General features: G+C 66.4%; 23 protein-coding genes. 4 read left to right on the forward strand and 19 right to left on the reverse strand.

Annotation, left to right across the window (positions count from 1 at the left end; all coding sequences use genetic code 11):
* Positions 1–17: 17 nt before the first annotated feature.
* The 3 genes from KDW96_RS14430 to KDW96_RS14440 all read right to left on the reverse strand — a co-directional run bounded on the left by KDW96_RS14430 (position 18) and on the right by KDW96_RS14440 (position 2498).
* The gene (locus tag KDW96_RS14430; protein WP_255836950.1) at positions 18–905 is read right to left on the reverse strand and encodes an alpha/beta hydrolase family protein; all 888 of its coding nucleotides are present in this window, start codon (positions 903–905) and stop codon (positions 18–20) included.
* Positions 895–1494, reverse strand: a complete 600-nt coding sequence (locus KDW96_RS14435; protein WP_255836951.1) for a TetR/AcrR family transcriptional regulator — start codon at positions 1492–1494, stop codon at positions 895–897. Before KDW96_RS14435 ends, KDW96_RS14430 begins: the two co-directional genes overlap by 11 nt.
* Positions 1495–1604: 110 nt before the next feature.
* Complete coding sequence (locus KDW96_RS14440; RefSeq protein WP_255836952.1) at positions 1605–2498, reverse strand: LysR family transcriptional regulator; 894 nt, start codon at positions 2496–2498, stop codon at positions 1605–1607.
* Positions 2499–2612: 114 nt separating this feature from the next.
* Here KDW96_RS14440 and KDW96_RS14445 point away from each other — a divergent pair, with 114 nt between their 5' ends.
* Together KDW96_RS14445 and speB are read left to right on the forward strand one after the other, a co-directional pair.
* Positions 2613–3686, forward strand: coding sequence for a polyamine ABC transporter substrate-binding protein (locus KDW96_RS14445; RefSeq protein WP_255836953.1), 1074 nt, complete (start codon positions 2613–2615; stop codon positions 3684–3686).
* Between the two features lie 11 nt (positions 3687–3697).
* Entirely contained in the window at positions 3698–4648 is a 951-nt protein-coding gene (speB, locus tag KDW96_RS14450) for an agmatinase (protein WP_255836954.1), read from the forward strand.
* Positions 4649–4757: 109 nt separating this feature from the next.
* Here speB and KDW96_RS14455 read toward each other — a convergent pair whose 3' ends face one another.
* The 5 genes from KDW96_RS14455 to KDW96_RS14475 form a co-directional block, all read right to left on the reverse strand.
* On the reverse strand, positions 4758–6314 hold the full coding sequence (locus KDW96_RS14455; protein WP_255836955.1) for an acyl CoA:acetate/3-ketoacid CoA transferase: 1557 nt from the start codon (positions 6312–6314) through the stop codon (positions 4758–4760).
* A 372-nt stretch (positions 6315–6686) separates the two neighbouring features.
* The gene (locus tag KDW96_RS14460; RefSeq protein ID WP_255836956.1) at positions 6687–8189 is read right to left on the reverse strand and encodes a sigma-54 interaction domain-containing protein; all 1503 of its coding nucleotides are present in this window, start codon (positions 8187–8189) and stop codon (positions 6687–6689) included.
* A 144-nt stretch (positions 8190–8333) separates the two neighbouring features.
* Positions 8334–9704, reverse strand: coding sequence for a TRAP transporter large permease (locus KDW96_RS14465; protein ID WP_255836485.1), 1371 nt, complete (start codon positions 9702–9704; stop codon positions 8334–8336).
* Positions 9705–9720: 16 nt separating this feature from the next.
* Positions 9721–10329 carry a TRAP transporter small permease subunit gene (locus KDW96_RS14470; RefSeq protein WP_255836484.1) on the reverse strand — a complete coding sequence of 203 codons (609 nt, stop codon included), beginning with the start codon at positions 10327–10329 and terminating at the stop codon, positions 9721–9723.
* A 79-nt stretch (positions 10330–10408) separates the two neighbouring features.
* Positions 10409–11494, reverse strand: coding sequence for a TRAP transporter substrate-binding protein (locus KDW96_RS14475; RefSeq protein ID WP_255836957.1), 1086 nt, complete (start codon positions 11492–11494; stop codon positions 10409–10411).
* 557 nt (positions 11495–12051) lie between these two features.
* On the opposite strand from KDW96_RS14475, the gene KDW96_RS14480 reads away from it, so the two are divergent.
* Positions 12052–12513, forward strand: coding sequence for an Rrf2 family transcriptional regulator (locus KDW96_RS14480; RefSeq protein WP_255836958.1), 462 nt, complete (start codon positions 12052–12054; stop codon positions 12511–12513).
* A 39-nt stretch (positions 12514–12552) separates the two neighbouring features.
* Here the strand turns inward: KDW96_RS14480 and murI are convergent, their stop codons facing one another.
* The 3 genes from murI to KDW96_RS14495 all read right to left on the reverse strand — a co-directional run bounded on the left by murI (position 12553) and on the right by KDW96_RS14495 (position 15287).
* Positions 12553–13359: a glutamate racemase gene (gene murI, locus KDW96_RS14485; protein ID WP_255836959.1), complete on the reverse strand. Its 807-nt coding sequence runs from the start codon at positions 13357–13359 to the stop codon at positions 12553–12555.
* Positions 13360–13365: 6 nt separating this feature from the next.
* Positions 13366–14595 carry a benzoate/H(+) symporter BenE family transporter gene (locus KDW96_RS14490; RefSeq protein WP_255836960.1) on the reverse strand — a complete coding sequence of 410 codons (1230 nt, stop codon included), beginning with the start codon at positions 14593–14595 and terminating at the stop codon, positions 13366–13368.
* A gap of 86 nt (positions 14596–14681) precedes the next feature.
* Positions 14682–15287 carry a glutathione S-transferase family protein gene (locus KDW96_RS14495; RefSeq protein WP_255836961.1) on the reverse strand — a complete coding sequence of 202 codons (606 nt, stop codon included), beginning with the start codon at positions 15285–15287 and terminating at the stop codon, positions 14682–14684.
* Positions 15288–15516: 229 nt separating this feature from the next.
* Here KDW96_RS14495 and KDW96_RS14500 point away from each other — a divergent pair, with 229 nt between their 5' ends.
* Complete coding sequence (locus KDW96_RS14500; protein ID WP_255836962.1) at positions 15517–15870, forward strand: winged helix-turn-helix transcriptional regulator; 354 nt, start codon at positions 15517–15519, stop codon at positions 15868–15870.
* Positions 15871–15895: 25 nt separating this feature from the next.
* Here KDW96_RS14500 and KDW96_RS14505 read toward each other — a convergent pair whose 3' ends face one another.
* The 8 genes from KDW96_RS14505 to KDW96_RS14540 all read right to left on the reverse strand — a co-directional run bounded on the left by KDW96_RS14505 (position 15896) and on the right by KDW96_RS14540 (position 26253).
* Entirely contained in the window at positions 15896–16672 is a 777-nt protein-coding gene (locus tag KDW96_RS14505) for a sulfite exporter TauE/SafE family protein (protein ID WP_255836963.1), read from the reverse strand.
* A gap of 34 nt (positions 16673–16706) precedes the next feature.
* Positions 16707–16913: a tautomerase family protein gene (locus tag KDW96_RS14510; protein WP_255836964.1), complete on the reverse strand. Its 207-nt coding sequence runs from the start codon at positions 16911–16913 to the stop codon at positions 16707–16709.
* A 53-nt stretch (positions 16914–16966) separates the two neighbouring features.
* Positions 16967–17365 carry a rhodanese-like domain-containing protein gene (locus tag KDW96_RS14515; protein WP_255836965.1) on the reverse strand — a complete coding sequence of 133 codons (399 nt, stop codon included), beginning with the start codon at positions 17363–17365 and terminating at the stop codon, positions 16967–16969.
* A gap of 66 nt (positions 17366–17431) precedes the next feature.
* Positions 17432–18349: a phytanoyl-CoA dioxygenase family protein gene (locus KDW96_RS14520; protein ID WP_255836966.1), complete on the reverse strand. Its 918-nt coding sequence runs from the start codon at positions 18347–18349 to the stop codon at positions 17432–17434.
* 89 nt (positions 18350–18438) lie between these two features.
* Positions 18439–22752 (reverse strand): non-ribosomal peptide synthetase, encoded by a 4314-nt coding sequence (locus KDW96_RS14525; RefSeq protein WP_255836967.1) that lies wholly within the window; start codon positions 22750–22752, stop codon positions 18439–18441.
* A gap of 45 nt (positions 22753–22797) precedes the next feature.
* A complete protein-coding gene (locus KDW96_RS14530; RefSeq protein WP_255836968.1) occupies positions 22798–23760 on the reverse strand; it encodes a diiron oxygenase in 963 nt (320 codons plus the stop codon).
* 41 nt (positions 23761–23801) lie between these two features.
* Positions 23802–25133 carry an aspartate aminotransferase family protein gene (locus KDW96_RS14535; RefSeq protein ID WP_255836969.1) on the reverse strand — a complete coding sequence of 444 codons (1332 nt, stop codon included), beginning with the start codon at positions 25131–25133 and terminating at the stop codon, positions 23802–23804.
* A gap of 466 nt (positions 25134–25599) precedes the next feature.
* The gene (locus KDW96_RS14540; protein ID WP_255836970.1) at positions 25600–26253 is read right to left on the reverse strand and encodes a CHAP domain-containing protein; all 654 of its coding nucleotides are present in this window, start codon (positions 26251–26253) and stop codon (positions 25600–25602) included.
* Between the last annotated feature and the right edge of the window lie 15 nt (positions 26254–26268).

Below are 26268 nucleotides of genomic sequence, written 5' to 3' on the forward strand. Positions count from 1 at the left end.
CGATATCTCCTAAGCGCTCAGGCGGCGCGACGGGTGGTTTGAAGTTGCTCGAACCAATCGAGGGCCTCGTCCCACAGCGCGGTGGCGCTGCTGCGGAAGTAGCCCATGTGGCCGATGGCGCCCAGGCCCTCGGCCTGGGAGTCGATGGTGCGGGCCTGGTAGGGCGCCGCGCTGTAGGCGGCCATGAAGGCATCGCGCGAAGCGGGCGGCGCCCACAGGTCGTCCAGGGCGTTGGCGGCGACGATCGGCGTGCGCACGCTGGCGAAGCAGGCGGCCAGGTGGCGTTGTTCCGGGTCGTCGAAGAAGTAGCGCGGGTAGTGGCACCAGCGCTTCCACTGGCGGTACACGCCCAGCGGCAGGTCCTCGCCCATGCCCAGCTTGCTCCAGGCCAGGTAGCCCTTGCTGCGCACGATCAGCGGGCCGATCAGGTTCCACATCAGTTGCACGCGCAGCCGCTCCAGCGGCGGCATCCAGCCGTGCCAGCCGGCGCCGGTGCCGTAGGTGTAGAAACCGGCGACCCGCTCGTGCCCTGGCAGCAGGGCGAAGGCATGGCCGCCGAAGGAATGGCCGACCATGAAGGTAGGCAGGTCGTCGCCGTGCAGCCGGTCGAGGGCGGCAGCCAGGTCGTAGTTGGCCCAGTCCAGGTAGTTCATGGTGAAGCCGCGCAACTGGGCGGGCTTGGACTGGCCGATGCCGCGGTAGTCGAGGCTCAGGGTGGTGTAGCCGCGCCGCGCGGCATGCTCGGCGAAGCGCCGGTAGAAACCCTGGGGCACGCCCGTGGCGCCGCCGATCAGCAGGCGCGCGCGGGGGGCCGGCGCGTGGTACAGGGTGGCGCGCAAGGGGTAGCCGTCGAGGGCGCTGAGCGGCAGCTCTTGGCGACGGATGATCGGGGCTTCACTGGTCATTCTGGGCCTCCCGTGGGTAGTGCCGGATCAGCTGGAAAAGCGCCTGGCTGGCGCGTTGCAACGGCTGGCAGTTGCCGGCCACTCTGGCCTGCAGCAGGCCGCCTTCGTAGAGCGAGACGAACAGGTCGGCGAAGCCTTCGGCGCTGTCGCCGGCGAAGCCGACGCCCTGCAGCTGCGCGGTCAGGGCCTGGCGCAGGCGAGCGAAGCAGTCGGCCAGGGCGGCGCGGATCTCGACGTCTTCCGGGCCGCTTTCCAGGGCCACGGTGGCCAGCGGGCAGCCGCGCTCGAAGCGGCTGCCCTCCAGCTGCTGCAGGGTGTTGTCCAGCCAGCGCTGCATGGCTTGCAGGGGATCCGGGTGCTCGCGGAACAGCTGGGCGAAGAAGCCGTCGATACGCCGACCGATGTGCTCGATGGCCGCCACCGCCAGCTCGGTCTTGCCGCCGGGGAAGTGGTGATAGAGGCTGCCCTTGGGCGCCTGCGCCTGGGCCAGGAGTTCATTCAGACCGGCGCCATGCAGGCCCTTGCGCTGCAAGGTGTCGGCCATGGCGGCGACCAGTCTGTCGCGGGTGGTGCGGGTCTGGGTAGTCATGGGGCTATATTTAGACCGGTCGGTTTAATCTGCGGAAGAGGCAGATGTGCCGAATCGGCGGCTGAATCGGTCGCTGGCGGCAGATGCCAGGGTTGGCGTGCAGCTACGACTCAGGCGAAGGCGGCCAGCAGGTCTGTCACGAACGCCTGCTGGGCTTCGCTCGGCTGGCGTCCTCGGTGGCTGGCCAAGTGGAACTGCACGGTGAAGCCGTAGACCTCCGGCAGCAGTGCCCGCAAAAGGCCCCGGGCCTTCCAGGGGGCGGCGATATGCCGGGGCAGATAGCCGATATGGGCGCCGGACAGGATGAAGGCCAGGGTGCCTTCGACCTGTTCGCTGCGCGCGCTGCTGGCGACGGCTTGCCAGGGCTCGTCGGCGCCAATGAAGCGATAGGGATGATGCACGCCGTCCTGCTGCTGCAGCAGTTCGCCGTCGAGTTCGGTGCGGCCGAACAGCGGATGGTCGCGGCCGCAGAACAGCGCCTGCTGCTCCTCGAACAGCAGCTGGTAGTTCAGAGCGGTCTGGACCCCGGAAAAATAGCCGATGGCCAGGTGCAGCTGATCCTGCAGCAGGCGCCGCTCCAGCTCGGCTGGCATGGCGCTGAGCAGATCGATGTGCACGTCCTGGTTGCGCTGGCGGAAGGCGCCAATGGCGACGCCGACCCGCGCCAGCACGTCGTCGTCCAGGGACTCGGACAGGCCGATGCTGAGGGAACCGAGCAGCTTGTCGGCCATGCCCTGGGCCTCGCCCTTGAAGGTGTCGATGGCGGCGAACAGCTTGCGGGTGGCCGCCAGCACCTGTTCGCCCTTGGGCGTCAGGCGAAAGCCGGCCTTGCCCCGTTCGCACAGGCGAAAGCCCAGGCGAGTTTCCAGCTTGGCCATCTGCGTGCTGATGGTCGACTGACCGATCCCCAGTTCGCCCTGGGCGGCACTGAAGCCGCCGTTCTCCACCACGCAGACGAACAGGCGCAGCAGCTGCAGATCGAGGTCGCGTACCTGGCTGAGCATGGCGGCTCCAAACATTGATAGGCAGCAATCCCAGAGTAGATCACTTCGTATTTATCGGAAGCAAGCGCCAGCGCAGGATGCGCCTACCGAGCCAATCCGAACGAGGTGATCGTCATGCGTCTTGCTGCGAGCGTGCTGCTCCTGGCCTGTGCCCTGCCGCTGCAGGCCGAGGAACAGGTGCTGAATATCTACAACTGGGCCGACTACGTGGCGCCCGAGGCGCTCGAGCGCTTTCAGCGCGAGAGCGGCATCCGGGTCAAATACGACACCTTCGACAGCACCGAGGTACTCGACAGCAAGCTGCTGACCGGCGGCAGCGGCTACGACCTGGTCTTTCCGCCGGGCAGCGGGCTGGCGCGGGCGATCAAGGCCCAGGCGTTGCAGCCGATCGGCGCGCTGCGCAACGCCGGCAACCTCGACGCGGAAATGCTGGCCAAGCTGGCGCAGCTCGACCCCGGCAACCGCTATGGCGTGCCCTACACCTGGGGCACCGTGGGGCTGGGCATCAACCGCCAGGCGGTCGAGCGGCGCCTGCCCGGTGTGGTGCTGGACAGTCTGGATCTGCTGTTCAAGCCCGAGTACGCCAGTCGCCTGAAGGACTGCGGCGTGGCGGTGCTGGACTCGCCCCAGGAGGTGATCGCCATCGCCCTCAACTACCTGGGCAAGGACCCCTACGGCAACGCCGCCGCCGACCTGGAGGCGGTCAGGGCGCTGCTCGCCGAGTTGCAGCCCAACTTGCGCTACGTCGGCAGCGGGCGGCATATCGACGACCTGGCCAAGGGCGAAGTCTGCCTGGCGCTGACCTACACCGGCGACGCTGGCATGGCCGCGGCACGGGCCGCCGAGGCCGGGCAGCCGTTCGAGGTGCTGTTCCGTATTCCCCGGGAGGGCACGCTGATCTGGTTCGACACCATGGCGATTCCGGTGGACGCGCCGCATCCCCAGGCCGCCCGCGCCTTCATCGACTTCATGCTGCAGCCGGAGGCCATCGCCGAGCTGACCAACGCGCTGTATTTCGCCAACGCCAATGCCGCCGCCACGTCCCTGCTCGATGAGGCGGTGAGCGGCGACCCGAACATCTATCCCCCGGCCGAGGTGCGCGCCCGGTTGTTTGCCGAGCAGCTTCTGCCACTGCGCCAGCAGCGCCTGCGCACGCGCCTGTGGACCGCATTCCGTAGCCAATACTGAGGAGCCGCACCATGGATCAGAGTATCGACAATGACCAGGCCATCACCCGCGACAGCCTCTACGGCACCGCGGCCGAGCCGACCTACGCCGGCATCACCAGTTTTATGCGCCGGCGCTATTCGCGGGATCTGAGCGGGGTCGACCTGGTCATCAGCGGCGTGCCCTTCGACACCGCCACCACCAACCGGCCGGGCAGCCGCTTCGGCCCGCGGGCGATTCGCGCGGCCTCGATCCAGTCGGCCTGGGCCCGGCATTTTCCCTGGGAATTCGATCCATTCGATGTGCTGGCCTGCATCGACTACGGCGACTGCTACTTCGACCACGGCCGTCCCGAGGCCGTGCCGGCGGCCATCGAGCGCCACGCCGAGACCATCCTCGAGGCCGGCTGTGCCATGCTGACCCTGGGCGGCGACCACTTCATCAGCTACCCGCTGCTCAAGGCCCACGCCAGAAAGCACGGGCCGTTGTCGCTGATCCACTTCGATGCCCACAGCGACACCTGGCCGGACGCAGAGGGCCAGCGCATCGACCACGGCACCATGTTCTATCACGCCGCCCGCGAGGGCCTGGTGGACCCGGCGCGCTCGGTGCAGGTGGGCCTGCGCACGACCAACGACGATGTCATGGGCTTCCAGGTGCTGGACGCCCGCGAGGTGCACCGGCAGACCCCGGAGCAGATCGCCGAGCGCATCCGCGCGCGGGTCGGCGACCACCCGGTGTACCTGACCTTCGACATCGATTGTCTGGACCCGGCCTTCGCTCCCGGCACCGGCACCCCGGTGTGCGGCGGCCTGTCCAGCCACCAGGCCCTGGAGATCCTGCGGGGTCTGCGTGGCATCAACCTGGTCGGCATGGATGTGGTCGAGGTGGCGCCGCCCTACGACAACGCCGAAGTCACCGCCCTGGCGGGGGCGACCCTGGCGATGGAGATGATCTGTTTGTATGCGGCCAGACGCCTGTAGGGCAGACGTCGGTCCATAGGGTGGAGATCGCTTGTCATTGCCAGCGCTTGGCCAGCAAGCCTTCTGCCATGAAAAAAGCGCGAGCCCAAGGGTGGGCCCGCGTTTTCGCTCAAGGGGTGAGGGCCTGCGCCAGGCCCATTGCCGCGGGCTGAAACAGTCGCGCGTCCATCAGCCGGGGCTGGCGGACGATGGGGCGGAAATCCATGCGCGCCAGGATGTCGCGCTCAAGGTCCACGCCGGGGGCGATCTCGATCAGCTCCAGGCCCTCGAGGGTCAGGGCGAACACGCAGCGCTCGGTGACGTACAGCACCGGCTGGCCCCGCTCGGCCGCCAGGCGTCCGGCGAAGGTGCGGTGCTCCACCTCGGCGACGAACTTGCGCAGCTCGCCGTCGCGGACGATGCGCAGCTCGCCGTTCTCGATGCGGATATCCTGCTGGCCGGCGCTGAAGGTGCCGACGAACACCACCTGCTTGGCGTTCTGGCTGATGTTGATGAAGCCGCCGGCACCCGACAGCCGCGAGCCGAAGCGCGACACGTTGAGGTTGCCCGCGGCATCCGCCTGGGCCAGGCCGAGGAAGGCCAGGTCGAGGCCGCCGCCGTCGTAGAAGTCGAACTGGTAGGGCTGGTCGATCAGTGCGCTGTGGTTGCTGGCCGCGCCGAAGTCCAGGCCCGAGGCGGGCACCCCGCCGATCACCCCGGGTTCGGCGGTGAGGGTCAGCCGGTCGATCACCCCTTCCTCGGCGGCCACCGCGGCGACCCCTTCCGGCATGCCGATGCCGAGGTTGACCACGGCGCCGGCGCGCAGCTCCAGGGCGGCGCGGCGGGCGATCAGCTTGCGCACCTCCAGCGGCATCGGCGCCAGGCTGTCCATCGGCACCCGGGTCTCGGCGGCGAAGGCCGGGTTGTAGGCGGTGGCGAAGGTCTGCTGATGGTGCTCCGGCGCGGCGACCACCACGCAGTCCACCAGGATGCCCGGGACCTTCACCTCGCGGGCCCGGAGCGAGCCGCGCTCGACGATGCGCTCGACCTGGGCGATCACCAGACCGCCGGAGTTGCGGGCGGCCATGGCGATGGCCAGGCTCTCGATGGTCAGCGCCTCGCGCTCGAACGACAGGTTGCCGTCCGGGTCGCTGCTGGTGGCGCGGATCACCCCGACGTGGATCGGAAAGGTCGGGTAGAACAGGTAGTCCTCGCCGTCGATCGGCAGGCGTCGCACCAGCTCGGCGGTGGTGCGGGCGTTGAGCTTGCCGCCGCCGAATTCGGGATCGACGAAGGTGCCGAGGCCAATCCTCGACAGCTGCCCCGGCTTGCCCGCGGCGATATCCCGGAACAGCTGGGAGATCACCCCCTGGGGCAGGTTGTAGGCCTCGATGCGGTTGTCCACCGCCAGCTTCTGCAGGCCTGGCACCAGGCCCCAGTGGCCGCCGATCACCCGCCTTACCAGGCCCTCGTGGGCCAGGTGGTTGAGGCCGCGGCCCTTGCCGTCGCCCTGTCCGGCGGCATACACCAGGGTCAGGTCGCGGGGCGCCTGCTCGGCCTGAAAACGCTGCTCCAGGGCGATGGCGATGGCCTCGGCGAAGCCGATGCCGACGAAGCCGCCGGTGGCCAGGTTGGCGTTGTCGCCGATGCGTGCCACGGCGGCGGCGGCGGTCATGATCTTGCTCATGGCAGGTACTCGTGTGCGAGGTGGGGCTGCCGGAAGGGCCCGGTGACCTTCGGTGATCGCCGAAGCGGCCAGCCATCCTCTTGTTGTTGTTCTGGTCCCTGCCCGGCGCGCCTGGAGCGCGGCGAAGCAGGCCTGCGGGTGGTAGAGCGAAAGCCGTGCCAGAACAGCGGATGGGCGAGTATTTATCGTCGGGGACGGCGAGGAGGGCTCCAGGCCCGGCGCAGCGCCGGATGCCGCGGCACGGGCGGGCCGAGCAGCAGGCACTGCCACGGGAGCGTGGGAGGAGCCTGCCGTCTGGAATACTGGACATGTGCAGGCCTGTGGCACGCGCGGCGGCGAGCTGTCCAGGGCGCTGGACGCCGCGGCGGGGATTCAGCGCTGGGACAGGCCGTGCTGCTGCAGCTTGCTGTACAGGCTGGCGCGGGAGATGCCCAGCTCGACGGCGGCGCGCCGGCGATTGCCGGCGCAGGCCTCCAGGGCCCTCAGCAGGGCGTCGCGCTCGGCGCGGGCGAGGCTCTGCGCCAGTGGTTGCACGGGGGCGTCTGTAGCGGGTGCCAGGTCCGGCGCCGGGCTGCTGGCTGGAGTCGGCGCTGGGGGTGTGGGCGGGAGGGCGGGCGCGGCCGTCGGGCTGCCCAGTAGCGGGCCAATCTGCGCAGCCTCCAGCAGGGCGGTGTCGGCTGCCAATTGCGCCCGCTCCAGCAGGTTGCGCAACTCGCGCACGTTGCCCCGCCATGGCTGCCCGGCGAGCAGGGCCAGGGCCTGGGGGCTCAGTTCCATGGGCGGCTGGGCGGAGCGGTTGGCGATGTCGTCGAGCAGGTATTCGACCAGCGCCGGAATGTCTTCGCGGCGCTCGCGCAGCGGCGGGACGTGCAGGCTCAGCACGTTGAGGCGGTAGTAGAGGTCGTCGCGGAACTGGCCGGCGGCGACCATGGCTTCCAGGTCGATATGGGTGGCGGCGATCACCCGCACGTTGAGCGGCTTGACCTGGTTGGCGCCGAGCGGTTCGACCTCCTGCTCCTGCAGCACGCGCAGCAGCTTGGCCTGCAGGGGCAGGGGCAGGTCGCCGATCTCGTCGAGGAACAGGGTGCCGCCGTTGGCGGCCTCGAACTTGCCGATGCGCGCCTTGCGGTCGGCGCCGGTGAAGGCGCCGGGGGCGGTGCCGAACAGTTCGGCCTCGACCAGGGACTCGGGAATGGCCGCGACGTTGACCGCGACGAAGGGGCCGTTGGCGCGCGGCGACAGGTTGTGGATGCCCTGGGCCAGCAGCTCCTTGCCGGTGCCGGTCTCGCCGCGCAGCAGCACCGTGGCGTCCAGTTGCGCGGCCCGTCGGGCCTGGCGCTTGATCTCGCTGGCGGCGGCGCTGCTGCCGATGAAGCCGGCGATGGTGTAGCGGGCGCGGCGCGCCTTGGCCAGCTCGTTCTGGGTCGCCAGCAGCTGGTTCTGCAGGCTGCCGTACTTGGCCATCAAGGGCTTGAGGTGGCGCGCCCGGTCGAACAGCACGAAGCCGAGGGCGCCGACCAGGGTGCCATCCTCGTCGCGCAGGGGGATGCGGGTGACCACGAAGTGCTCTTCGCCGAAGGCCATCAGGTCGAGCACGCTCGGCTGGCCGCTCTCTACCACTTCGCGCAGGCGGCTGGCCGGCAGCACCTGCTCGATATCCTGGCCGAGCACGCTGCGCGGGTCGCTGATGCCGATCTTCTCGGCGTACTTGTCGTTGATCCAGACGATCCGGGCCTGGCGGTTGACCGCGATGGTGCCTTCGCTCTGGGCGTTGAGGTGGTCGAACAGCAGGGGCATGGCCACCGCGCGAAAGCGCTCCGGGGATACGCCGACTTTCAGCCCGTGTTGGTCGAGGTCGCCGCGGGAAATGGCCATGGCAGCAGGGTGTCCAGAGAATGATGGGGCCGATTATGGGAGCCGGCGCGCCGCCGAGGCAAGGCGTGCCAGCCTGCCGGCAGCCCGGCTCGGCAGTCGCCGGCCGGGGCGCTGGCGATGCGCCCGGCCGGCATGGCAGGGGGGTTACGGACCGCCATAGACCTCGTTGGGCAGCCAGGTGGCCAGCGGCTGGAACCAGAACACCAGGGCCAGGGCGAGCAGCTGCAGGGCGATGTAGGGCATGACGCCCAGGTAGATGTCGCGGGTGGTGATGCCCGGCGGGCACACGCCCTTGATGTAGAACAGGGCAAAGCCCACCGGCGGGGTGAGGAACGAGGTCTGCAGGCACATGGCGAACATGATGGCGAACCACAGTGGGTCCACGCCCATGGCGAACAGCACCGGCGCCACCAGCGGCAGGATGATCAGGGTGATCTCCACCCAGTCGAGGAAGAAGCCCAGCAGGAAGGTGATGAACAGCACCGTCAGCAACACCCCGGTCTGGCCGAACGGCAGCCCGGTCAGTGCCGCGCGCACCACATCGTCGCCGCCCAGGCCGCGCAGCACCGCGGCGAACACCGTGGCACCGATGAAGATGCCGAAGATGAAGGCGGTGGTGCGGCTGGTCTGGTACAGCGCCTCCTTGAGCACGGCCAGGTCCAGGCGGCGGCTGACCAGGGCCATCAGCAGCGCGCCGGCGGCGCCCACGGCCGAGGCCTCGGTGGTGGTGGCGATGCCAAAGAAGATCGAGCCGAGCACGGCCAGAATCAGCCCCAGTGGCGGCACCACTGCCCAGAACACATCGAGCAGGGCGCGCATGTCCAGCGGCTGGCGGTCCTTCGGTGCCGGGGCGAAGTCCTTCTTCAGCCAGGCGGCGATCACGATATACAGGATGTACAACGCGCCGAGCATCATCCCGGGAATCAGTGCGCCCATGAACAGCTTGCCGACCGAGGCCTCGGGCGTGCCCAGGCGATCGGCCATCAGCACCAGCATGATGCTCGGCGGCACCAGGATGCCCAGGGTGCCCACGGAACAGGCGGTGCCGACCGCCAGCGACTTGTTGTAGTTGGCCTGCAGCATCGGCCCCAGCGACAGCATGCCGAGCAGCACCACCGAGGCGCCGACGATGCCGGTGGAGGCGGCCAGCAGCACGCCGACGATGACCACGGTGATGGCGTAGCCGCCGCGCAGCGGCCCCAGTACCCGTACCAGGCTGTGCATCAGGCGCTCGGCGATGCCGGAGCGATCGAGCATGATGCCCATGAAGATGAACAGCGGCAGCGCCACCATCAGCTCGTTGGCGACGATGCCGTAGATGCGCGCATCCAGCACGCCGATGGTGCCGCCCCAGGTGAACCAGAGATCGGCGTCGAAATATTCGATCAGCACATGGCCGGTGATGGCGAACACCAGGCCGATGCCGGCCAGCGACCAGGCCACGGGGAAGCCGAGCAGCAGCAGCCCCATGAAGCTGGCGAACATGGCAATAACAAGAATTTCTTCCAGACCCATTACTTCAGCCTCGTGATCAGGGATTCGGATGGCCGCCGTTGCGGTCATCGGCAGGCGTTTGAATGGCCCGGGGGAATTGGAACAGCAGGGTGCTGCAGCGCGAGGCCCGGGAGACCAGGGCGATGGCCACGAGGATCAGGCCCAGGGGCAGCACGCTCTTGAAGATGAAGCGGTAGGGCAGGCCGCTGGGTGCCTGGGAGTGCTCCTGGTAGATGAACGCGGTGTAGGCGTAGGGCACCAGGGTATGGATCATCAGGGAGACCACCGGTAGTGCCAGCAGGGCGATGCCCAGCAGCTCGATGCGGGCCTGGGTGCGCAGGGAGAGCTTCTCCCGCAGCACATCGACGCGCACGTGATCGTCGCGCACCACGGCGTAGCCCAGCGACAGCATCATGGCGGCGCCGAACAGGTGCCAGGACAGCTCTTCCAGGCCGATCGAACCGCGGGCCATGACGAAACGGCTGAACACGTTGCTGAGCACCACCAGCAGCACCAGCAGCCACAGCCAGGCGCTGGCCCGGCCGATGGCGACGATCAGGCGATCGAGGTACCAGGACAGACGGTTGCTCGGCAGCGGCTGCGGGGCAGTGGCAGGCAGGTCGGGAGAAGCGGAGGGCTGAGACACAAATACCTCGGGCTTGGCAGGCAAAGGCAATCGACGGGCACCGGCATGGCCGGGCCCGTCGAGGTTCGGGGTGGTGCGATCAGTCCTGCTGGTAGAAGTCGCGCGGCAGGTAGCCCATGCGGTGCCAGGTGGCGTGGTGCTGCATGAAGTCGCGCTGGCTGGTCAGCACGCGCTTGAACATGGCGTCCTGGCCGGCGATTTCGTCCAGCACCTCGTTGGTCACCCGCTGCAGCTCGCGCAGCACCGGCTCCGGCAGGTTCTGCGCCTGCACGCCTTCCTTCTGGTACTCGGCCAGGGCGGTTGGCTGGGCCCACTCGCTCTCGGCGAAGCCCTTGAGGGTGGCCGACTCGCAGCCCATCTCGATCAGCGCGCGGCTTTGCGGCTGGAGCTTGTCCCACACACCCTGGTTGACCAGCAGGTGCGAGGTGGTCAGGGTCTGGTGCCAGCCCGGCATGATGTAGTTCTTGATGATCTGGTCCAGCCCCAGCATCTTGTCGATGGCCGGCTGGGAGAACTCGGTGGCGTCGATGGTCTTGCGCTCCAGCGCCTGGTAGATCTCGCCGCCGGGGATCATGGTGACCGAGGCGCCGAGCTTCTCCAGCACCTTGCCGCCGATGCCGGCGAAGCGAATGCGCAGGCCGTCGAAGTCCTTCAGGTCGTTGATCGGCTTGGCGAACCAGCCGGCGCCCTCCGGGCCGATGACGCTGCACAGCATCGGGTGGATGTTGTGCTCGGCGTAGATCTCCTCCAGCAGCTTCTTGCCGTCGCCCTGGTAGTACCAGGCCAGGTAGGCCGGTGGCTCCAGGTTGAAGGGTGCGCCGGAATAGAGCGGCAGGGCGGGGATGGTGCCCTGGTCGTAGCCGACCCAGGTGAAGCCGGCCGGGTACTTGCCGGTGCTCACCGCATTCATGATCTCGAACGGCGGGACCAGCTCGCCCGGCTCGTAGTAGCGCAACTGCATGTCGCCACCGGAAATCGCCTTGAGCTGGTCGGCCAGGTGCTTGACCGGGGTAACCAGGCCGACCAGGTGCGAAGGGAAGGCCAGCGGCACCTGCCAGCGGACCTTCTCGGTGGCGACCGCCGGGGTGGCCAGCAGGCTGGCGGAGAGCAGCGTGGCGGCACTGATGCCGCAGGTGAGGCGGGAAAGCTGTTGCTTGATCGACATACGGAGTTCCTTCTTGTTGTTGTGCCTGCCGGTGGGCAGGTGCCCTGGCGCCGTCCTGTCGGACAGTCGGCGAAACTGGCCAGATAACGAACATAGCTCAGCCGAGTGCGAAGGGGCAGCGCCAGTGTTGTGCTTGAGGTTGTTCTGGCGTCTAGCGCATCCAACCAAGCAGGTTCTGTGCCTGAGCCCGTGGCGTCGGCACAGTCCGCGTCTGTCTGGGGTTGTGGACGAACAGCCTGGCCGGGCCTGTCCAGATGGCCAGACATCTTTGGTCGGATAGTGGTGGCTCGGTCCAGAGTATTGGACGGACATCCAGAAAAATGGACTTGTAATGGCACCAGGCAATGCCGGCCTGCATCGTTGCGAGTGCTGAGCCCTGGCGCAAAACGATGGGCCGTTGTCGGGGTTGAACATCGCCCTGTCGCCGCTATATGGCTAACCTATATAGTGGGATTGGATGCTCCATTGTTCGGCGGATTGGCCGGGGACAAATATAAAAATCAGTTGGGCTGCCACATAAATGATTCTTCTATATAACTGTATTTCGGGACTAGAACATGCCTGCCAGTACGCGGTTCGCAGTAGCGGTACATATACTCACTGGCCTAGCCATCCATGAAAACGAACCGCTGCCGTCGGAGATCATTGCGAAGAGCGCCAATACCAATGCCTCGGTAATCCGCCGGATCATGTCGATGCTCAATACGGCAGGTTTCTCCAGATCGCAGCTGGGGCAGGGCGGAGGTGCGCTGCTGGCCAGGCCGGCCAGCAGCATCACCCTGCTCGACGTGTTCAGGGCCGTGGAGACGGCGCCGCTGTTTACCTTGCATCACGCGGTGCCTGATTCAGGCTGCGCAGTGGGCGAATATATAGCGCCGGTGCTGCAGGAAAAGATTAATAGCGCCGTGGCCGCGCTGGAAGCGGAACTCAATGGCGTAACTATCGCCGATATTGCCTGCCGTATTTCCGAGTGCGAGCGGGGGTGTCCCGAACTCGATAAATATCACGGGCGAGTCTAAAAGTTGCTCACGCTATCTGGCCGGTTAAATGTAGTCCGTTTAATCGCGGCCAAGTGGCGGCAATTGGCGCACCTCCAGATGCTGATCCAATAGTGCGCCTATGGTGTCGCGCGCCTGGTCCGTGGCCGCGCTTGTCCAGACCGAATCGATGCCCAGTTCGACTCGACGCCTGAGCAGTCCTTGTTCATGCAATCGTCTCCTGACTTCGGCGGCGACTGCTGGCGAGGGGTCGACGATCCGCACGCCGGCACCGGCCACCCGGGCGATGCTGTCGATCAGGAAGGGGTAGTGGGTGCAGCCCAGCACCAGGGTGTCGGCACCCTTGCGCAGTGCCGGGGAGAGCAGAGTGTGCAGCTGCGCATGCAGCTCCGCCGAGTCCAGGTCGATGGCCTCGACCCGGTCGGCAAGGCCCGGGCAGGGGACGAAGAGTACCTCCACGCCAGCCCCGTGACGGCGGCGCAGCCGGTGCAGGCTATCGCTCTGCAGGGTGCGGCTGGTGGCCATGACGGCGATTACCCCGCTGCGGGTCAGGGCGACCGCCGGTTTGATCGCCGGCTCGATGGCTATGATCGGAATATCGAAGGCCTCGCGCAGGGCACCGACCGCCACCGCGGTAATGGTGTTGCAGGCGATGACCACGGCTTTGCAACCTTGTGCGACGAGGAACTCGATGATGCGTGCCGAGCGTCTGGCGATCCAGGCGGTGCTGCGGTCGCCATAGGGGGCACAGGCGGAATCCGCGACATAGAGCAGGTCTTCATGGGGCAGCTCGCGGCGGATGTCGCGTAGCAGCGACAAGCCGCCGACTCCCGAGTCGAGTACGCCAACCGGCCTGGATGCAGACATCTGGCGCTACTCCAGATTCTTGTCGAGCTTGTCGCTGCGAGGACTGCGCAGGCGCGCCAGTAAGCCCTGCAGATCGGGCGAGGCCTGCAGCACCAGCATCGCCAGCGCGCCCGCCAGCATGCCCCAGAACGCCGAACCGATGCCCAGCAGGGAGACCCCGGAGGCGGTGACCAGAAAGGTGATCAGCGCCGCCTCGCGGTGCTGTTCCTCCAGCAGGGCGCTGGCCAGCCCATTGCCGATGGTGCCGAGCAGGGCCAGGCCGGCGATCGCCAGGATCAGCTCGTTGGGAAAGGCCAGGAACAGCGCGCCGACCGTGGCGCCAAAGATGCCCACCAGCAGGTAGAAGAACCCCGCGGCCACGGCGGCGCTGTAGCGCTTGGCCGGGTCCTCGTGGGCCTCCTTGCCGGTGCAGATGGCCGCGGTGATGGTGGCCAGGTTCAGCGCATAGCCGCCGAACGGCGCCAGCAGCAGGGTGGCCACGCCGGTCCAGCCGATCAGTGGCGAACTCGGCGTCTGGTAGCCCGAGGCGCGCAGCACGGTGAGCCCCGGCAGGTTCTGCGAGGCCATGGTCACCGCGAACAGCGGCAGGGCTACGCCGATCATCGCTTGCAGGGAAAAGCTCGGGGCGACGAACTGCGGGGTGGCCAGGGCCAGTTCGACGCCGTCGAAGTTCAGCATGCCGCGGCTGGCGGCAATGGCCACGCCGACCGCCAGGGGGGCGACCACCGCGTAGCGGGGCAGCAGACGGCGCGCCAGCAGGTAGCAGGCGAACATCGGGAATACCAGGCCGAACTGGCTATTCATCGCGGCGAATGCATCCAGGCCGAAACGCAGCAGAATGCCGGCGAGCATGCCGGCGGCGATCGCCATGGGGATGTGCTTGACGATGCGCTCGAACCAGCCGCTGAAACCGCAGAGGGTGATCAACAAGCCGCAGGCGATGAAGGCTCCGGTCGCTTCGGCCAGGTCGACCCCGGAGGCGCTGGTGATCAGCATGGCGGCCCCGGACGTGGACCAGGCGATGGCGATGGGCGCGCGGTAACGCAGAGACAGGGCGATCCCGCTCACGCCCATGCCGATGCACAGCGCCAGCATCCAGGAGCCGATCTGCGCCGGGTTCGCCCCCAGTGCCTGGGCCGCCTGGAACACCAGCACGGCCGAGCTGGTAAAGCCGACCAGCACAGTGACGAAGCCGGCGTTGATGGCGGAAAGGGAAAGGTCTTTGAATAGGGTCATGGCACTACATCCTGTAGCCTGTTTGCTTCGTCATGGGCCGCGCAGAGGTCCTGCTGGAGCACTCTGCGCGGCGTGTACGCAGCCGCTTACTGCGAGGCGCTCTGCTCGTCTTCGATCGCCTTGAGGAAGGACGGATGGGCTTTCACCGCATCGATCATGCGCTGCACCTTGTCGCTCATGATGATGTCGACCGGGAAGTACTGACCCCAGCTGGCGTAGACGGCCAGCATCATGTCGACCACGGTGATCTGCTCGCCGAAGATGAAGGTCGACTGTTGCAGCTGCTTGTCCACCGCGCTCCACAAGGCATTGATGCTGTTGCTCGCTGCAGTCAGCGCCTGCTCCTTGGCCGGGCCGTCGTCGAGGGCCTTGCCGAGGAAGAACAGGCGACCGTAGGCAGGGTGCATGGTGGCGTTGGCGAACATCACCCACTCGATGAAGCGGGCCTTTTCCAGGCCGCTTTCCGGCAGCATCTGGTTCTTGTGCTTGTCCAGCAGGTAAAGAATGATCGCCGCGCCTTCGCGGATGACCTGGCCGTTGTCGACCAGCACCGGCACCATGCCGCGCGATTCGAGTTTGTCGAAGTCGGTTGTCTTGTTGCGGTCGATTGCCTCGACCGGCTGGTTGAGCTCGTTGAGCAGCGCGTGAATGGCCAGCGAGCAAGCACCCGGCAGATAGTACAGCTTGTACATGTGGTTCTCCTTTACATGGTTTCGAGCTGACGCTCGTCGAAATAGCGGGGCCGGGCTAGGCCCCGCGGTCTACCTCTATTGCTGATGCCCCGTGCGCCGTTTTGGCCTGGCGCAAGGGGTGGCGATGGGGCGAGTCTAGGCAACCTGAGTTACTTTTGTATACCTGCATTCCTTTAGTTGCTACATTTACTGGTAACCATCCGGTAACCAGCTTTCCAAGGAGTCGACCATGCTGCCCAGACGCCGCAACCGCGTATCCAGCCCCCCGGGAAACTGCCCGCTGAGCGAATGCCTGAGCATCATCGGCGGCGCCTGGACGCCCAATATCATCTGGTACCTGAGTCAGCAGCCGCGCCGCTTCAGCGAGCTGAAGGCGGATATCCCAGGCATCTCGGCCAAGGTGCTCACCGCCCGCTTGAAGAAGCTCGAGAGCGAGGGGGTCGTGCTGCGTCGGGTCCTGCCGACCTCGCCGCCCAGCGTCGAGTACAGCCTGTCGGAGCTCGGGCAGGAGCTGAAGCCGGCGATCGAGGCCATAGTCGCGGTCGGTCACCGCCTCAAGGACCTGGAGCAGCAGGCCGGGTGAGGCCGCCGGCGTCGCGGCCAGTCGCTCAGAACCAGGCATTGGCCAGTTTCCACAGTGTCGCGCCGCACAGCAGCACCAGCATGACCAGCAGCATGCTGCGGATGTAGGCCGCGCCACGGCGGATCGCCGCCCGACTGCCCAGCCAGCCTCCGAGTGCATTGGCCAGGATCATTGGCACGGCCACTGCCCAGACCACCTTGCCAGCCCAGATGAAGGCGGCCACGCCACCGACATTGGTCAACAGGTTGATCGGCTTGGTGGTCGCGGTGGCGGCCAGCATCTCCAGCTTCAGCCGCGCGTGTTTGACCAGCACCAGGAAGACCCCGGTTCCGGGCCCGGAAAAACCGTCGTAAAGCCCGACCGGCATCAGGTTGCAGATGATGCGCGCGGATGAGGGTGGCGGCCCCCCGCCGACTTTGTCGGCCCTGACCAGCAGCGCCGCCAGCAGGGCGGCGATCAGGCAGCCGAGAATGCACAGTTCCAGCAGCCAGTCCGGGGTGAGCATGGCCAGGCGGCTGCCCAGATAGGCGGCCAGCAGGCAAGGCAACGCGGCCACCCGGACGATACGCCAGACCACCTGGCCGCCGAGCATGTAGCGCACGGCGGCGCTGGCGGTGCCCATCAGGGCCACCGCCTTGTTGGTCGCCAGGACGTTCACCGGCGACATGCCGGAAAGCAGCAGGATGGGCACCTGGATGATGCCGCCGCCGCCGGCGATGGCGTCCAGGTAGCCGGCAAGCAAGGCGCCGAGCACCAGAACGGCCAGCCATCCGAGGGCCATGTCCGGCAGCATCAGCTCCATTCGGGGCCGCCTTCAACGGGCAGGGACAATGGGTTCACAGTCCGAGTCGCTTGCGCCGTTCGCTGACCTGTTCGCCGCCGCTGCCCCAGTTGTCGGTGTTGACCTCGTCGATCACCACGAAGGTGGAGGCCGGGTCCTTGTCGAGCACATCCTGCAGGGCCTGGGTCACGCGGGCGATCAGTTCGGCCTTCTGCTGCCGGGTTACGCCGAGGTCGGTCACTTTGATATTCACGTAAGGCATTGTCTTCTCCTGATTGCGCAATTCCGGGGGCGGTTATCGTGCGCTGGGGGGCGTCAGTTGCAGCCGCAGCTTTCGGTTTCCAGTGCGACGCTGTCGAGGGCGCCCTGGGTGGGGAAGCCGCTGCGCTTCCACCACTCCAGGCCGCCGATCAGTTCCTTCACCCGGAAGCCGAGCCGGGCCATCTTCAGCGCCCCGGCGGTCGAGGCGTTGCAGCCGATACCGTCGCAGTAGACGACGTAGAGCACGTCACGGCGCAGGCCGGCGGTGTGCTCGGCCGTCATCTGCTGGTGCGGGAAGCTGATCGCCTCGGCGATGTGTTCACGGCAATAGGCCGGCGCCGTGCGGGCGTCGAGCACGACGACGTCATCGTCGTTCTTCCGCGCCTGGGCCAGGTCCCAGGCATCGATTTCGTAGGCCAGCTTGCTGGCGTAGTGGTCAATCTGCGGCTGCATAGGTGTCATCCTTGGTTGCGGTCGGTGGACCCGGCAGGCCATGGGCGCTGCCGGGTCGGGCGGCACTCAGGCGAAGATGTAGCGGCGCTCGCGGTCGGCGTCGAAGTAGGGGCTGTCGACGATCAGGCTGCCGTCCTCCTTGCAGATCTCCAGGTGGAACTTGGTCGGCCCGGCGTAGCCGTAGTGATCGCGGGGAATCTCGATGCTCTTGGCGCGCGCCAGGTCGTAGCGCGAGTCGTCGGCGATGAAGCGCAGGGAGAAGGCGTCGCGGGTCTGCAACTCGCCCTCGCCGAGCGGCACGCTGCGGTGGATCACGTACTTGTCGAACAGCAGCGCGTCGCCCAGTTCGTAGTCGTCCTCGACCGCGAAGTACTCGAGCAGGCGGCCGATGCCGGAGGAGTTGAGCGGCTCGTCGCGCAGCGCGACATAGTCGTCGAAGGCGATGCCGCCGGCCTTGATGCGCTCGTCCAGGCAGCGGAAGACCGCCGGGTCGATGAAGTCGTACATGAACTCGCCGGAGATCACGTCGCGCGGCACGTAGCGCATGCCGCCGGCCTGGCCCTTGGTGTCGATCCGGTGCAGCGGCGCCCAGAGGGTGGTGGCGTAGTCCTCGGAGCGGTTGAAGCCGAAGCTCTGCGACTCGATGTGCCAGCTGAATCCCTTGCTCACGCCCTGCTTCAGGCCGAAGCCGACGCCCTGGGTGAAGAACAGGGTGCGCTGGTTGAGGTCGCGCATGATCTGCTGGAACTGCGGATTGCCGAGCAGCTCGAAGATCACCTCGTCATCGTTGCACAGGTCATAGCGCAGCTTGTCGAAACCCTTCTGGTAGTGATCGGTCGGGGTTTCCAGTTCCTCGTTCACCCGCTTGCGCAGGTACTCGACCATCTCGGCAGAGAACAGCTGCTTGAGCAGGACGAAACCGGTTCGCTGGTAGTCGGCGACATGCGCCTCGGTCAGGCGAAAGTTCTGATTGAGCGTTTCCACAAAACACCTCTCCATTGATCATTTGTTGGAACGTTTTATCCCTGCGGCAAGCCTGCCGCAGAACGAGGCGACAGGCTCGCGGTACGGCGCTAGACCTGCCGTTGCAGAGCCCTCGGCGTTTCGACTGGGGTGTGGCTGCGGCTCCCCTGGGCGAATACGTTTTCTTGCTTCAGCAGGCCGACGAAGGCGTCGAGCCAGTCGTCGCTGGGCGCGGTGAAATCATGGCCCAGGCGTGCCAGGGTGCGCAGGGTGCGGTCGTTGCAGTACTTGATGTTGCGCGGCTTGCGGCTCGCCCAGAACTTGCCGAGCAGCACGTCCGGGTCGTCGACGCTACCGAGCGCTCGGAACAAGCTGGCGAAGTCGTCGTGGGCGCCGCGCTGGAAGTCGAAGCCGGCCCGCTCCAGGGCGGCGAACAGGCGCTCCATGGTGACCTCGTGGACGCTGTCGACGTGATAGGTGGCCGGCGCCGACCGTGCATCCAGGGAGATGGCGACGATGCCGGCGGCCACCTCGTCGACCGGCGAGAGAGTCACCGGCTCGCCGAGACAGGTCGGCAGCTGGCCGACTTTGACGCACGCGGCGAGGAACTGCACCAGGCGGTTGTCCTTGGCATTGATCTGGAAGCGCGCGCTGCGCGACTCGCCGGACACGTTGCCGGAGCGGTAGATGAAGCCGTTGTTGCCCTGCAGGCGAAAGGCGTTGAGCAGGCGCTCGGCGCTGTACTTGCTCTGTTCGTAGTTGTTCTGGAACTCCTGGGCGATATCCAGCGAGTCCTCGGAGAAGAACGCCGGCTCGTCCTTGGCGTTGACTCCGCTGACCGCCAGGGTCGACATGTAGTGCAGGTCCTTGGAGCGCTGCAGCAGGGCAAACTCGATGCAGGCCCTGACCGACTGCACGTTGCTCCTGGCGAACTCGTCGGCGGTGCCGAACAGGCGGGTGTCGGCGGCGAAGTGGTAGATCGCGTCGACCTGCTGGCCGAGTTGCTGGTAGAGGCTTTCCGGCAACCCCAGGCGGTCGGCGCAGACATCGCCCTCGTGCACGCTGAAGCGCTCGCGGAATCCCTCCAGGCGAATGCCGGGGAAGTACCAGGCAAAGAGTGCTTCCAGTCGCGCCTGCGCACTGACGCCCTGCCTGGGGCGGACCAGGCAATGGATGTGCGCCTCGGATTGGAAGATCAGCTCCTTCAGCGCGTAGATGCCGATAAAGCCGCTGGCACCGGTCAGCAGCACCTGGCGGTACTCGCGGTGCTTGTGCCGAAGGGGCTGGGCGATCAGCTGGCGCGGGGCATAGGTGATCATGCCGGTGCGCGTGCCGGGTTCCAGCACCAGTTGCGCGGCCCGTGGCGAAAGTCCGGCCAGGGCCGACAGCTCCGAGCCGATGCCGCGCACCAGCTCGTGCATAGCCGCGGCCTCGACCGAGCGGGGAAAGGACAGGTCGAGCAGCAGGTGCCCGGCGATCACCCGCGCCGTCAGCTTCAGCTCGTGGCAGCGATTGTTCTGCGGATGCCGCGTGCGGCCGAAGGAGTAGGGCGCCGGGGTGAGGGCGAAGCGCTCGTCGTGGGCGAAATCGACATCGCCCAGGTAGTTGAAGCACACCGCAGCAGATGGCCGGTAGCGCTCGTCGCTCGGCGCCAGGTGCAGGCCGTAGCCGACGCCCAGGTCCTCCACCTCGGTGAACGCCTGGGACACCGCGTGCATGGCGTCCGCCAGTTCCAGGGCTGGCAGCTCCAGCAGCAGCGGAAAGGTCGAGGTGTGCCAGCCGACGACCCGGCTGACGTCGGTGCTGTCGTCGAAGGTCACGCGACCATGGCTCTCCACGTCGATGGCCATTTCGACTTCGCCGCGCATGCGGCCCAGGCCGAGGCTGAAGGCCGCCAGCAGGATCAGGTGGAAAGGGGTGCCGGTGCTGTTCACTAGGTCGCGCAGCAGGCGCTGGCTGTCCTCGGCGGAGAAGCCCAGCCACAGGGTCGAGGCTTCGCCCTCGGTGTTGTTCGGGTCGTAGTAGCGGGGCAGCTTCGCCATCCGCGCCTGGGTGCGTTGCAACCAGGCACCCTGAAGCTGCGCCTTGTGCCGCTCGAGGTGCTCGATCCAATCCCAGAAGGTGGTCGGGTTGGGTGAGCGCGGTGTCGGCGAGTCGAAGTAGCGGTCGCTGTAGTTGCGCGTCAGTTCGGCGACGATGATCCGCCACGAAATCACGTCGACGGCCTGGTGGTGGGCGACCAGCAGGAGCAGGTCGTCGCCGTTCTTCACCTTGAACAGGTGCACCCGCAGTACTCTGCCTTCTGCCAGGGACAGCGACTGCTGCACCCGCTCGGCGATCCGCTCGACGTGGGCCTGGACTTCCGCCTCCCTGGTGCCGTCGATGAACGACAGGCTGAGCACGTCGTTGCCATCCTGCGCGACATGCCGGGCATAGGGGCCGGCGCCATCCTGGGCATAGGCCACGGCCAGCGCCGGGTGCTGTGCCAGCAGTTGGCCGAGGGCGGCGTTGAGTACGGCCGTATCGATCTTGTCGACACTCTTGAGCAGCAGCGCCTGGTTGTAGTGATCGGGGTGTTGCAGGTGCTGTTCGAGCAGTTCGCGCTGGGCCGGGGAGAACTGCTCCAGGCGTTCCAGGTTGCGCGGTTGCAGAGCGTGCGCGGCCGTCTGCTCATGGTTTTCCAGGGTGCGCTGCAGGCCGCGAATGCTGGGGTTCTTGAGAAAACCATGGGCGGTGACCGGTAGGCCGAGCTCCTGCAGTTCGGCGATCAACTGGATTGCATCGAGGGAGTCGCCGCCCAGCTCGAAGAAGCTCTCCTCAAGTCCCGCCGCTTTGCTGCGCAGGTGCTTGCAGAACACCGCGTGCAACGTCTTCAGGCGCTCTTCGACGTCCTCGTCCGGCGCCGGCGCGTCATGGGCGTGGGAGTGCAGAGTCGTCAGCAGCTGCTCACGCAGCTGGGCCAGACTGGTCTTGCCGTTGGCGTTGCGGGGGAAACTCGGCAGCCGCAGCATTTGGCTGGGTACCATGTGCGCCGGCATCAGGGCCAGCAGTGGCGCCTTCAACCAGGCCTCCGGCGGTTCTTCGCGGCTGCTCAGCAGCGCGGCGACCAGGCGTTCGCGGCCGCGTACCTCGAGGAGAAAGACGGCGGCGTCCTCGACCTCGGGCACACTGCGTAGCACGCTTTCCACATGTTCCAGTTCGACCCGGTAGCCGTTGACCTTGACCTGCCGGTCGACTCGCCCGAGAAACTGCACCAGACCGCTTTCATCCAGCGACACCAGATCGCCGGTCTTGTACAGGCGCAGCGTGCCCTCCGGCCGCTCCAGATGGATGAAGCTGTTCGCGGTGGCCTGGGGGTTGCCGCGATAGCCCTGGGCCACCGAGGGCCCGCCGACGTACAGCTCGCCCTTCGCCGAGTGGCTGCGGAAGCTGCCCTGCTCATCGCGCACGCACAGCACGGTCTGACCGAACGGCCGTCCCACGGGAATGGAGTCGGCGGCGAGGGCGTCGAGTTGAGCCAGGTCGGTGACCGCCTGGACGGTGACGCCCACCGTGGTTTCGGTCGGGCCGTAGTGGTTGAACAAACGCTGTACCTGCCCGGATTCCACTACTCGCCGGGCCACTGCCTTGGCCAGTGCCTCGCCGCCGAACACCAGGTACTGCAAGCGCGGCAGGGCGACTCCGACCGGGAACATGGCGTTCCAGTGCGAAGGGGTGATCTTGAGGAAGTCGATGCGCTGCTGCTTAAGGTACGCGCGAAAGGCCTGCGGGTCCTTGCGTTGCGCCACGCTCAGCAGGTGCAGGCAGCCACCGCTGGCCAGGGCGAGAAACAGCGAGGTATTGCCGAGGTCGGCTGCCAGGGTGCTGACGTGGGCGAAATTCAGGCGCTCCTCGACCCCCAGCCGGCGCTTGACCGACTGGGTGTAGTGCGCGACGTTGCCGTGGCTGACGCAGACGCCCTTGGGTCGGCCGGTGGAGCCTGAGGTGAACAGCACGTAGGCGGTCGACTCGGCGTCCGTGGCGGCCACCTTGCCGGGCTCGGCCGCCAGCAGCGCCAGGCGCAGGTCCAGGGCCGGCAGGCCCATGTCGCGCAGGGGCTGGAGGTGGGCGCTGTCGCACAGCACTGCGTCCGCCTCGATGGCGGCCAGGCGCTGGTAGTTCTCCTCGGCGACCCCGTCCTCTTCCACGAAGGTATAGGCCGCGCCCGCCTTGAGCACGCCGAACAGCGCGACGATGGCGTTGATGTCGCGGTTGGTGTAGATCGCCACCAGCGCCTTGGCGGGCAGGCCCGCCTGCGTCAGGTGTCCGGCCAGCCGCGCGGATTGGCGCTCCAGCTCGAAATACGACAGCGACCTGCCCCCGGCCACGACCGCCGGCTGGAGGGGGGACGACTTGCTTAGCTCACGCAGTTTATCTAGCAGCATTTCATCAGCTTCCTGTCGAAATCTGGCTATCGAATGGCACTGGGCCTAGAGGGCGACGCCATGCTGAATGAAGGCTGCCCGGGTCGGCTGGTGATCGAGCACGCCGCAGCGCTGTAGCAGCTTGACCAGATTGGCCTTGGTGGTGCCGATGTAGCCGTTGAGGTTGTCGAGGTACTGCGCCTGGGTGTCGGCGATGATGCTGTCCGCCTCGACCGCGCTGAAACCGCAGCCCTGCAGGATCTTGCCGTCGAAGGCGCGTGTTTCGTCGCCGGCCAGGTAGTCGTCCAGGTAGGCCGGCAGCATCGCGCCGATGACGCAGCGGGTCTGCTCGGGAAGGCGCGCCCAGTGGGCCTTCATCAGGTTGGCGAAGTAGCTGGCGTGGCGGCCCTCGTCGGATACGTGATCGGTCATCACCTTGGTGAAGGCCTGGGAGGCTTCCTTCTCGCGGCCGATGCTGATCAGGTCCTTGGTCAGGGTATGTTCGGCCAGGGTCACCGAGATCAGCTGGAAGTCGCTGTGGACCTCTCGAGGGAGCTGGTCGAAGGCCCGCCGTACCGCGCTCAGGTTGCCGTTGGTCTGTGGCACCTCGAGGGGCTCGATGCCGGTCAGGTTCTTCATCTGGATGATGTAGTCCAGGGCGACATGGGCGTGGTAGCCCTCATCGATGACCACGGTCAGGGCATTGAGCTTCTCTTCCTCGCTGGCGCCGGCGATCACGTTGTTGACGATGTTGAGGCTGCAGTCGATGACGAAGCGGGTTTCCAGCAGGCCGATCTCGTACATGTACTGATAGGCGGACTGGGCCAGCACGTAGCCGACGCCGGCGCGGCCGAGAGCCTGGACCTTCGGATGGTCGCCGAGGATCTGCCGCGACTTCGGGTAGGTGAAGTCGTCCTTGGCGGCCTCGGCGATGACGATGCGCGGGCTGTTCTTCACGGTGGCCGTGGCGTACCACTTGTTGACCGACTCGAAGAATTGGCTGCTGCTGAGTTCGACGACTGCGTTCATGGGGATCCCTCCTTGAATGATGGTTGAGTGGTGGCGCGGTTTCAGAACGGCATCAGCACCGGAAAGGCCAGACGGTGGGCGGCGAGCGCCGCGCTGACGGACTCGCCGAGGGCCACGGCGAAGTCCTCGAGGTCGCCGGCGCTGTGGGCGGCGGAGATGAAGATCGGCTCTTCGAGCGAGGGCGCCATGAGGAAACCCCTGTCGAGCATCTGCCGGTGAACCTGGGTGTAGATCTCGTAATGCTGGGTCTTGACGTCCTGATACGACTGCATCGGTCGATGGCTGTCACGGAAGGCGACGCCGCCCAGCGCGCCGAAGCGGGTGAACAGGAAGGGGATGTTGTGGGCATTGAACTGGGCCCGGATGGCGGCGTCGAGCACCTGGCCCTTGCGCTCCAGTTCCGTGTAGAAGCCCGGTTGCTCCAGCACGTCCAGCGCGGCGTTGGCGGCCGCCATGGTCAGCGGGTTGGCGGCGAAGGTGCCAGACTGGAACACGCTACTGCCGATAGCCACATGCTGCATGAAGCGCGCCTTGCCGGCATAGGCGCCGATCGGAGTGCCACCGCCGATGATCTTGCCGAAGGTGATCAGGTCCGGGTCGATGTCCATCAGGGTGCAGATGCCGCCGAAGGTGAAGCGAAAGCCCGTGACCACTTCGTCGAAGATGAACAGCGAACCGTGCTGGTCGCACAGCTGGCGGATCAGCCCCATGAAGCCTTCCTGGGGACGGACGAAGCCCATGTTGGTCGCGTAGGGCTCGACGATCACCGCGGCGATGGCGTCGCCATGGGCCTTGAACAGGCTCTTGAGCTGGGCCTCGTCGTTGTACTGGCACAGCAGCACTTCGCGGTTGAGGTTTTCCGGAATGCCCTGGGTCACGCCCTTGACCTTGACCCCCGAATCGCTCGGGCTGGCCAGCAGGACGTCCGAGTGGCCATGGTAGGAACCGACGAACTTGACCAGCAGGTTGCGCCCGGTATGGGCGCGGGCGATGCGCGTGGCGGTCATCACCGCCTCGGTACCGCTGCAGACGAAGCGGATCTGCTCGATCGCCGGTGTGCTGTCGACGATGCGTTGGGCCAGGCGATGCTCCAGCGGCGAGGTCAGCCCCACCACGCTGCCCAGGGCGGCCTGGCGGGCGATCGCTTCGACTACTTCGTCGCGGGCATGGCCCAGCAGCAGGGCGCCGAAGGCGTTGAGAAAATCCGTGTAGACGTTGCCGTCGACATCGGTGATTTTCGCGCCCTTGGCCGAGGCCACGCAGATCGGCTCGCCGCCGACCTGGCGAAAGGCCCGCATGGGGGAGCTGACGCCGTCGGGAACTACCGTGCGGCCAAGTTCGAAGAGCTGAGCGGAGGTCTTTGTGGAGCGCATGCTGGTTAACTTCCCTATTGGTTCCTAGCGGTTCGGTTGCTCCCTCGGTACTTCGCGCCTCCAAGGGGGTGATGCATTTGCAACGCCGATTAAAATGTATCTGTGTTGCAAACACATGAACAATTAAAGGCCATAAAAAAACGCCAGCGCCATTCGAAAATTACAGAAATGTGACAACGCTCACGGTCGATTTTTGCGGGGCGTTCGCGCGACAGGCGCCAGGCCCGGCGCCAGAGCGGCTGGAGAATATTCCGCACGAATCGGCGCTGCCTTCCTGGCGGATGGACTACTTGTGCATGGGGAGAGCGCATGAATGGCTGGAGGCTATCGTGCGAGGCGCTGGCACGAGCGTTTGCCCAGGGGGGCGTATGCGAAACGGGGAGCGAACGGGGGAGGATATGGAGGCAAAAACAAAAGGGGCGACTCACCTAGCTTAGGCGCGGAGGCCTTTCAGGTAGGCTGCGGGCTATTGATTGTGGCTGTAGTTCTGCTCAGGTACAGACAGTTCGTTAGCCGGCTGCAGTCTCAGCCAACCCAGTACCCGTGACTGCTCGATATACCATCGGCCCTCTCGCTGGGTGAGCTCCAGGTCTTCTCTGGAGCTGCCAAAGGGGCCCGGGTTTTGTTGGGCAATTTGCAGGGTGCCGGTGCCGGTGCCGACGCTGGCGATAATCGCGACGTGGCCGTAGCGATTGAGCAACGAGGGAGCGAACACCAGGAGGTCTTCTGCTTGTGGTTGCTCGCTGCTGCCGTTAGTGAACTGCAGCATCGCGCGTTTGGCGTTCAAGCTGCCGTCGCTTAGGGTTGGGTCGAAGAAGTCCTTGGCGTGCCCGTAGGTGTCGGGCATGCGGTGGCCATGGCGTTCGAAATAGTAGCGTTTGACGAACTCCACGCACTGGTAGTGCAGGCCCAGGTTGTAGCCGTGCTGGCTCAGGTTGCGACCCTGCACCGTATTGACCCCGCTGTTGTAGTAGATCGCCACGCCGTTGAGGACATCGAGCTGTTCGCCTACGGCATGTTGGCTGTTGGGGTTGATACGGGTGACGGCGGCGTAGATCGCCAAGGCGGTCAGCGGCAGCAGCACACTGATCGCGAGCAGGGTGAATCGGCGTTTGTTCATGGCAGGTCCTTTGCC

It is taken from the genome of Pseudomonas benzenivorans, assembly GCF_024397895.1.
Lineage (GTDB): Bacteria > Pseudomonadota > Gammaproteobacteria > Pseudomonadales > Pseudomonadaceae > Aquipseudomonas > Aquipseudomonas benzenivorans_A.

Excerpts from the sequence above, each read along its gene's own strand:
- KDW96_RS14430 (WP_255836950.1), bottom strand. The coding sequence starts at position 905 with ATGACCAGTGAAGCCCCGATCATCCGTCGCCAAGAGCTGCCGCTCAGC.
- KDW96_RS14435 (WP_255836951.1), bottom strand. The coding sequence starts at position 1,494 with ATGACTACCCAGACCCGCACCACCCGCGACAGACTGGTCGCCGCCATG.
- KDW96_RS14440 (WP_255836952.1), bottom strand. The coding sequence starts at position 2,498 with ATGCTCAGCCAGGTACGCGACCTCGATCTGCAGCTGCTGCGCCTGTTC.
- KDW96_RS14445 (WP_255836953.1), top strand. The coding sequence starts at position 2,613 with ATGCGTCTTGCTGCGAGCGTGCTGCTCCTGGCCTGTGCCCTGCCGCTG.
- speB (WP_255836954.1), top strand. The coding sequence starts at position 3,698 with ATGGATCAGAGTATCGACAATGACCAGGCCATCACCCGCGACAGCCTC.
- KDW96_RS14455 (WP_255836955.1), bottom strand. The coding sequence starts at position 6,314 with ATGAGCAAGATCATGACCGCCGCCGCCGCCGTGGCACGCATCGGCGAC.
- KDW96_RS14460 (WP_255836956.1), bottom strand. The coding sequence starts at position 8,189 with ATGGCCATTTCCCGCGGCGACCTCGACCAACACGGGCTGAAAGTCGGC.
- KDW96_RS14465 (WP_255836485.1), bottom strand. The coding sequence starts at position 9,704 with ATGGGTCTGGAAGAAATTCTTGTTATTGCCATGTTCGCCAGCTTCATG.
- KDW96_RS14475 (WP_255836957.1), bottom strand. The coding sequence starts at position 11,494 with ATGTCGATCAAGCAACAGCTTTCCCGCCTCACCTGCGGCATCAGTGCC.
- KDW96_RS14480 (WP_255836958.1), top strand. The coding sequence starts at position 12,052 with ATGCCTGCCAGTACGCGGTTCGCAGTAGCGGTACATATACTCACTGGC.
- murI (WP_255836959.1), bottom strand. The coding sequence starts at position 13,359 with ATGTCTGCATCCAGGCCGGTTGGCGTACTCGACTCGGGAGTCGGCGGC.
- KDW96_RS14490 (WP_255836960.1), bottom strand. The coding sequence starts at position 14,595 with ATGACCCTATTCAAAGACCTTTCCCTTTCCGCCATCAACGCCGGCTTC.
- KDW96_RS14495 (WP_255836961.1), bottom strand. The coding sequence starts at position 15,287 with ATGTACAAGCTGTACTATCTGCCGGGTGCTTGCTCGCTGGCCATTCAC.
- KDW96_RS14500 (WP_255836962.1), top strand. The coding sequence starts at position 15,517 with ATGCTGCCCAGACGCCGCAACCGCGTATCCAGCCCCCCGGGAAACTGC.
- KDW96_RS14505 (WP_255836963.1), bottom strand. The coding sequence starts at position 16,672 with ATGGAGCTGATGCTGCCGGACATGGCCCTCGGATGGCTGGCCGTTCTG.
- KDW96_RS14510 (WP_255836964.1), bottom strand. The coding sequence starts at position 16,913 with ATGCCTTACGTGAATATCAAAGTGACCGACCTCGGCGTAACCCGGCAG.
- KDW96_RS14515 (WP_255836965.1), bottom strand. The coding sequence starts at position 17,365 with ATGCAGCCGCAGATTGACCACTACGCCAGCAAGCTGGCCTACGAAATC.
- KDW96_RS14525 (WP_255836967.1), bottom strand. The coding sequence starts at position 22,752 with ATGCTGCTAGATAAACTGCGTGAGCTAAGCAAGTCGTCCCCCCTCCAG.
- KDW96_RS14530 (WP_255836968.1), bottom strand. The coding sequence starts at position 23,760 with ATGAACGCAGTCGTCGAACTCAGCAGCAGCCAATTCTTCGAGTCGGTC.
- KDW96_RS14535 (WP_255836969.1), bottom strand. The coding sequence starts at position 25,133 with ATGCGCTCCACAAAGACCTCCGCTCAGCTCTTCGAACTTGGCCGCACG.
- KDW96_RS14540 (WP_255836970.1), bottom strand. The coding sequence starts at position 26,253 with ATGAACAAACGCCGATTCACCCTGCTCGCGATCAGTGTGCTGCTGCCG.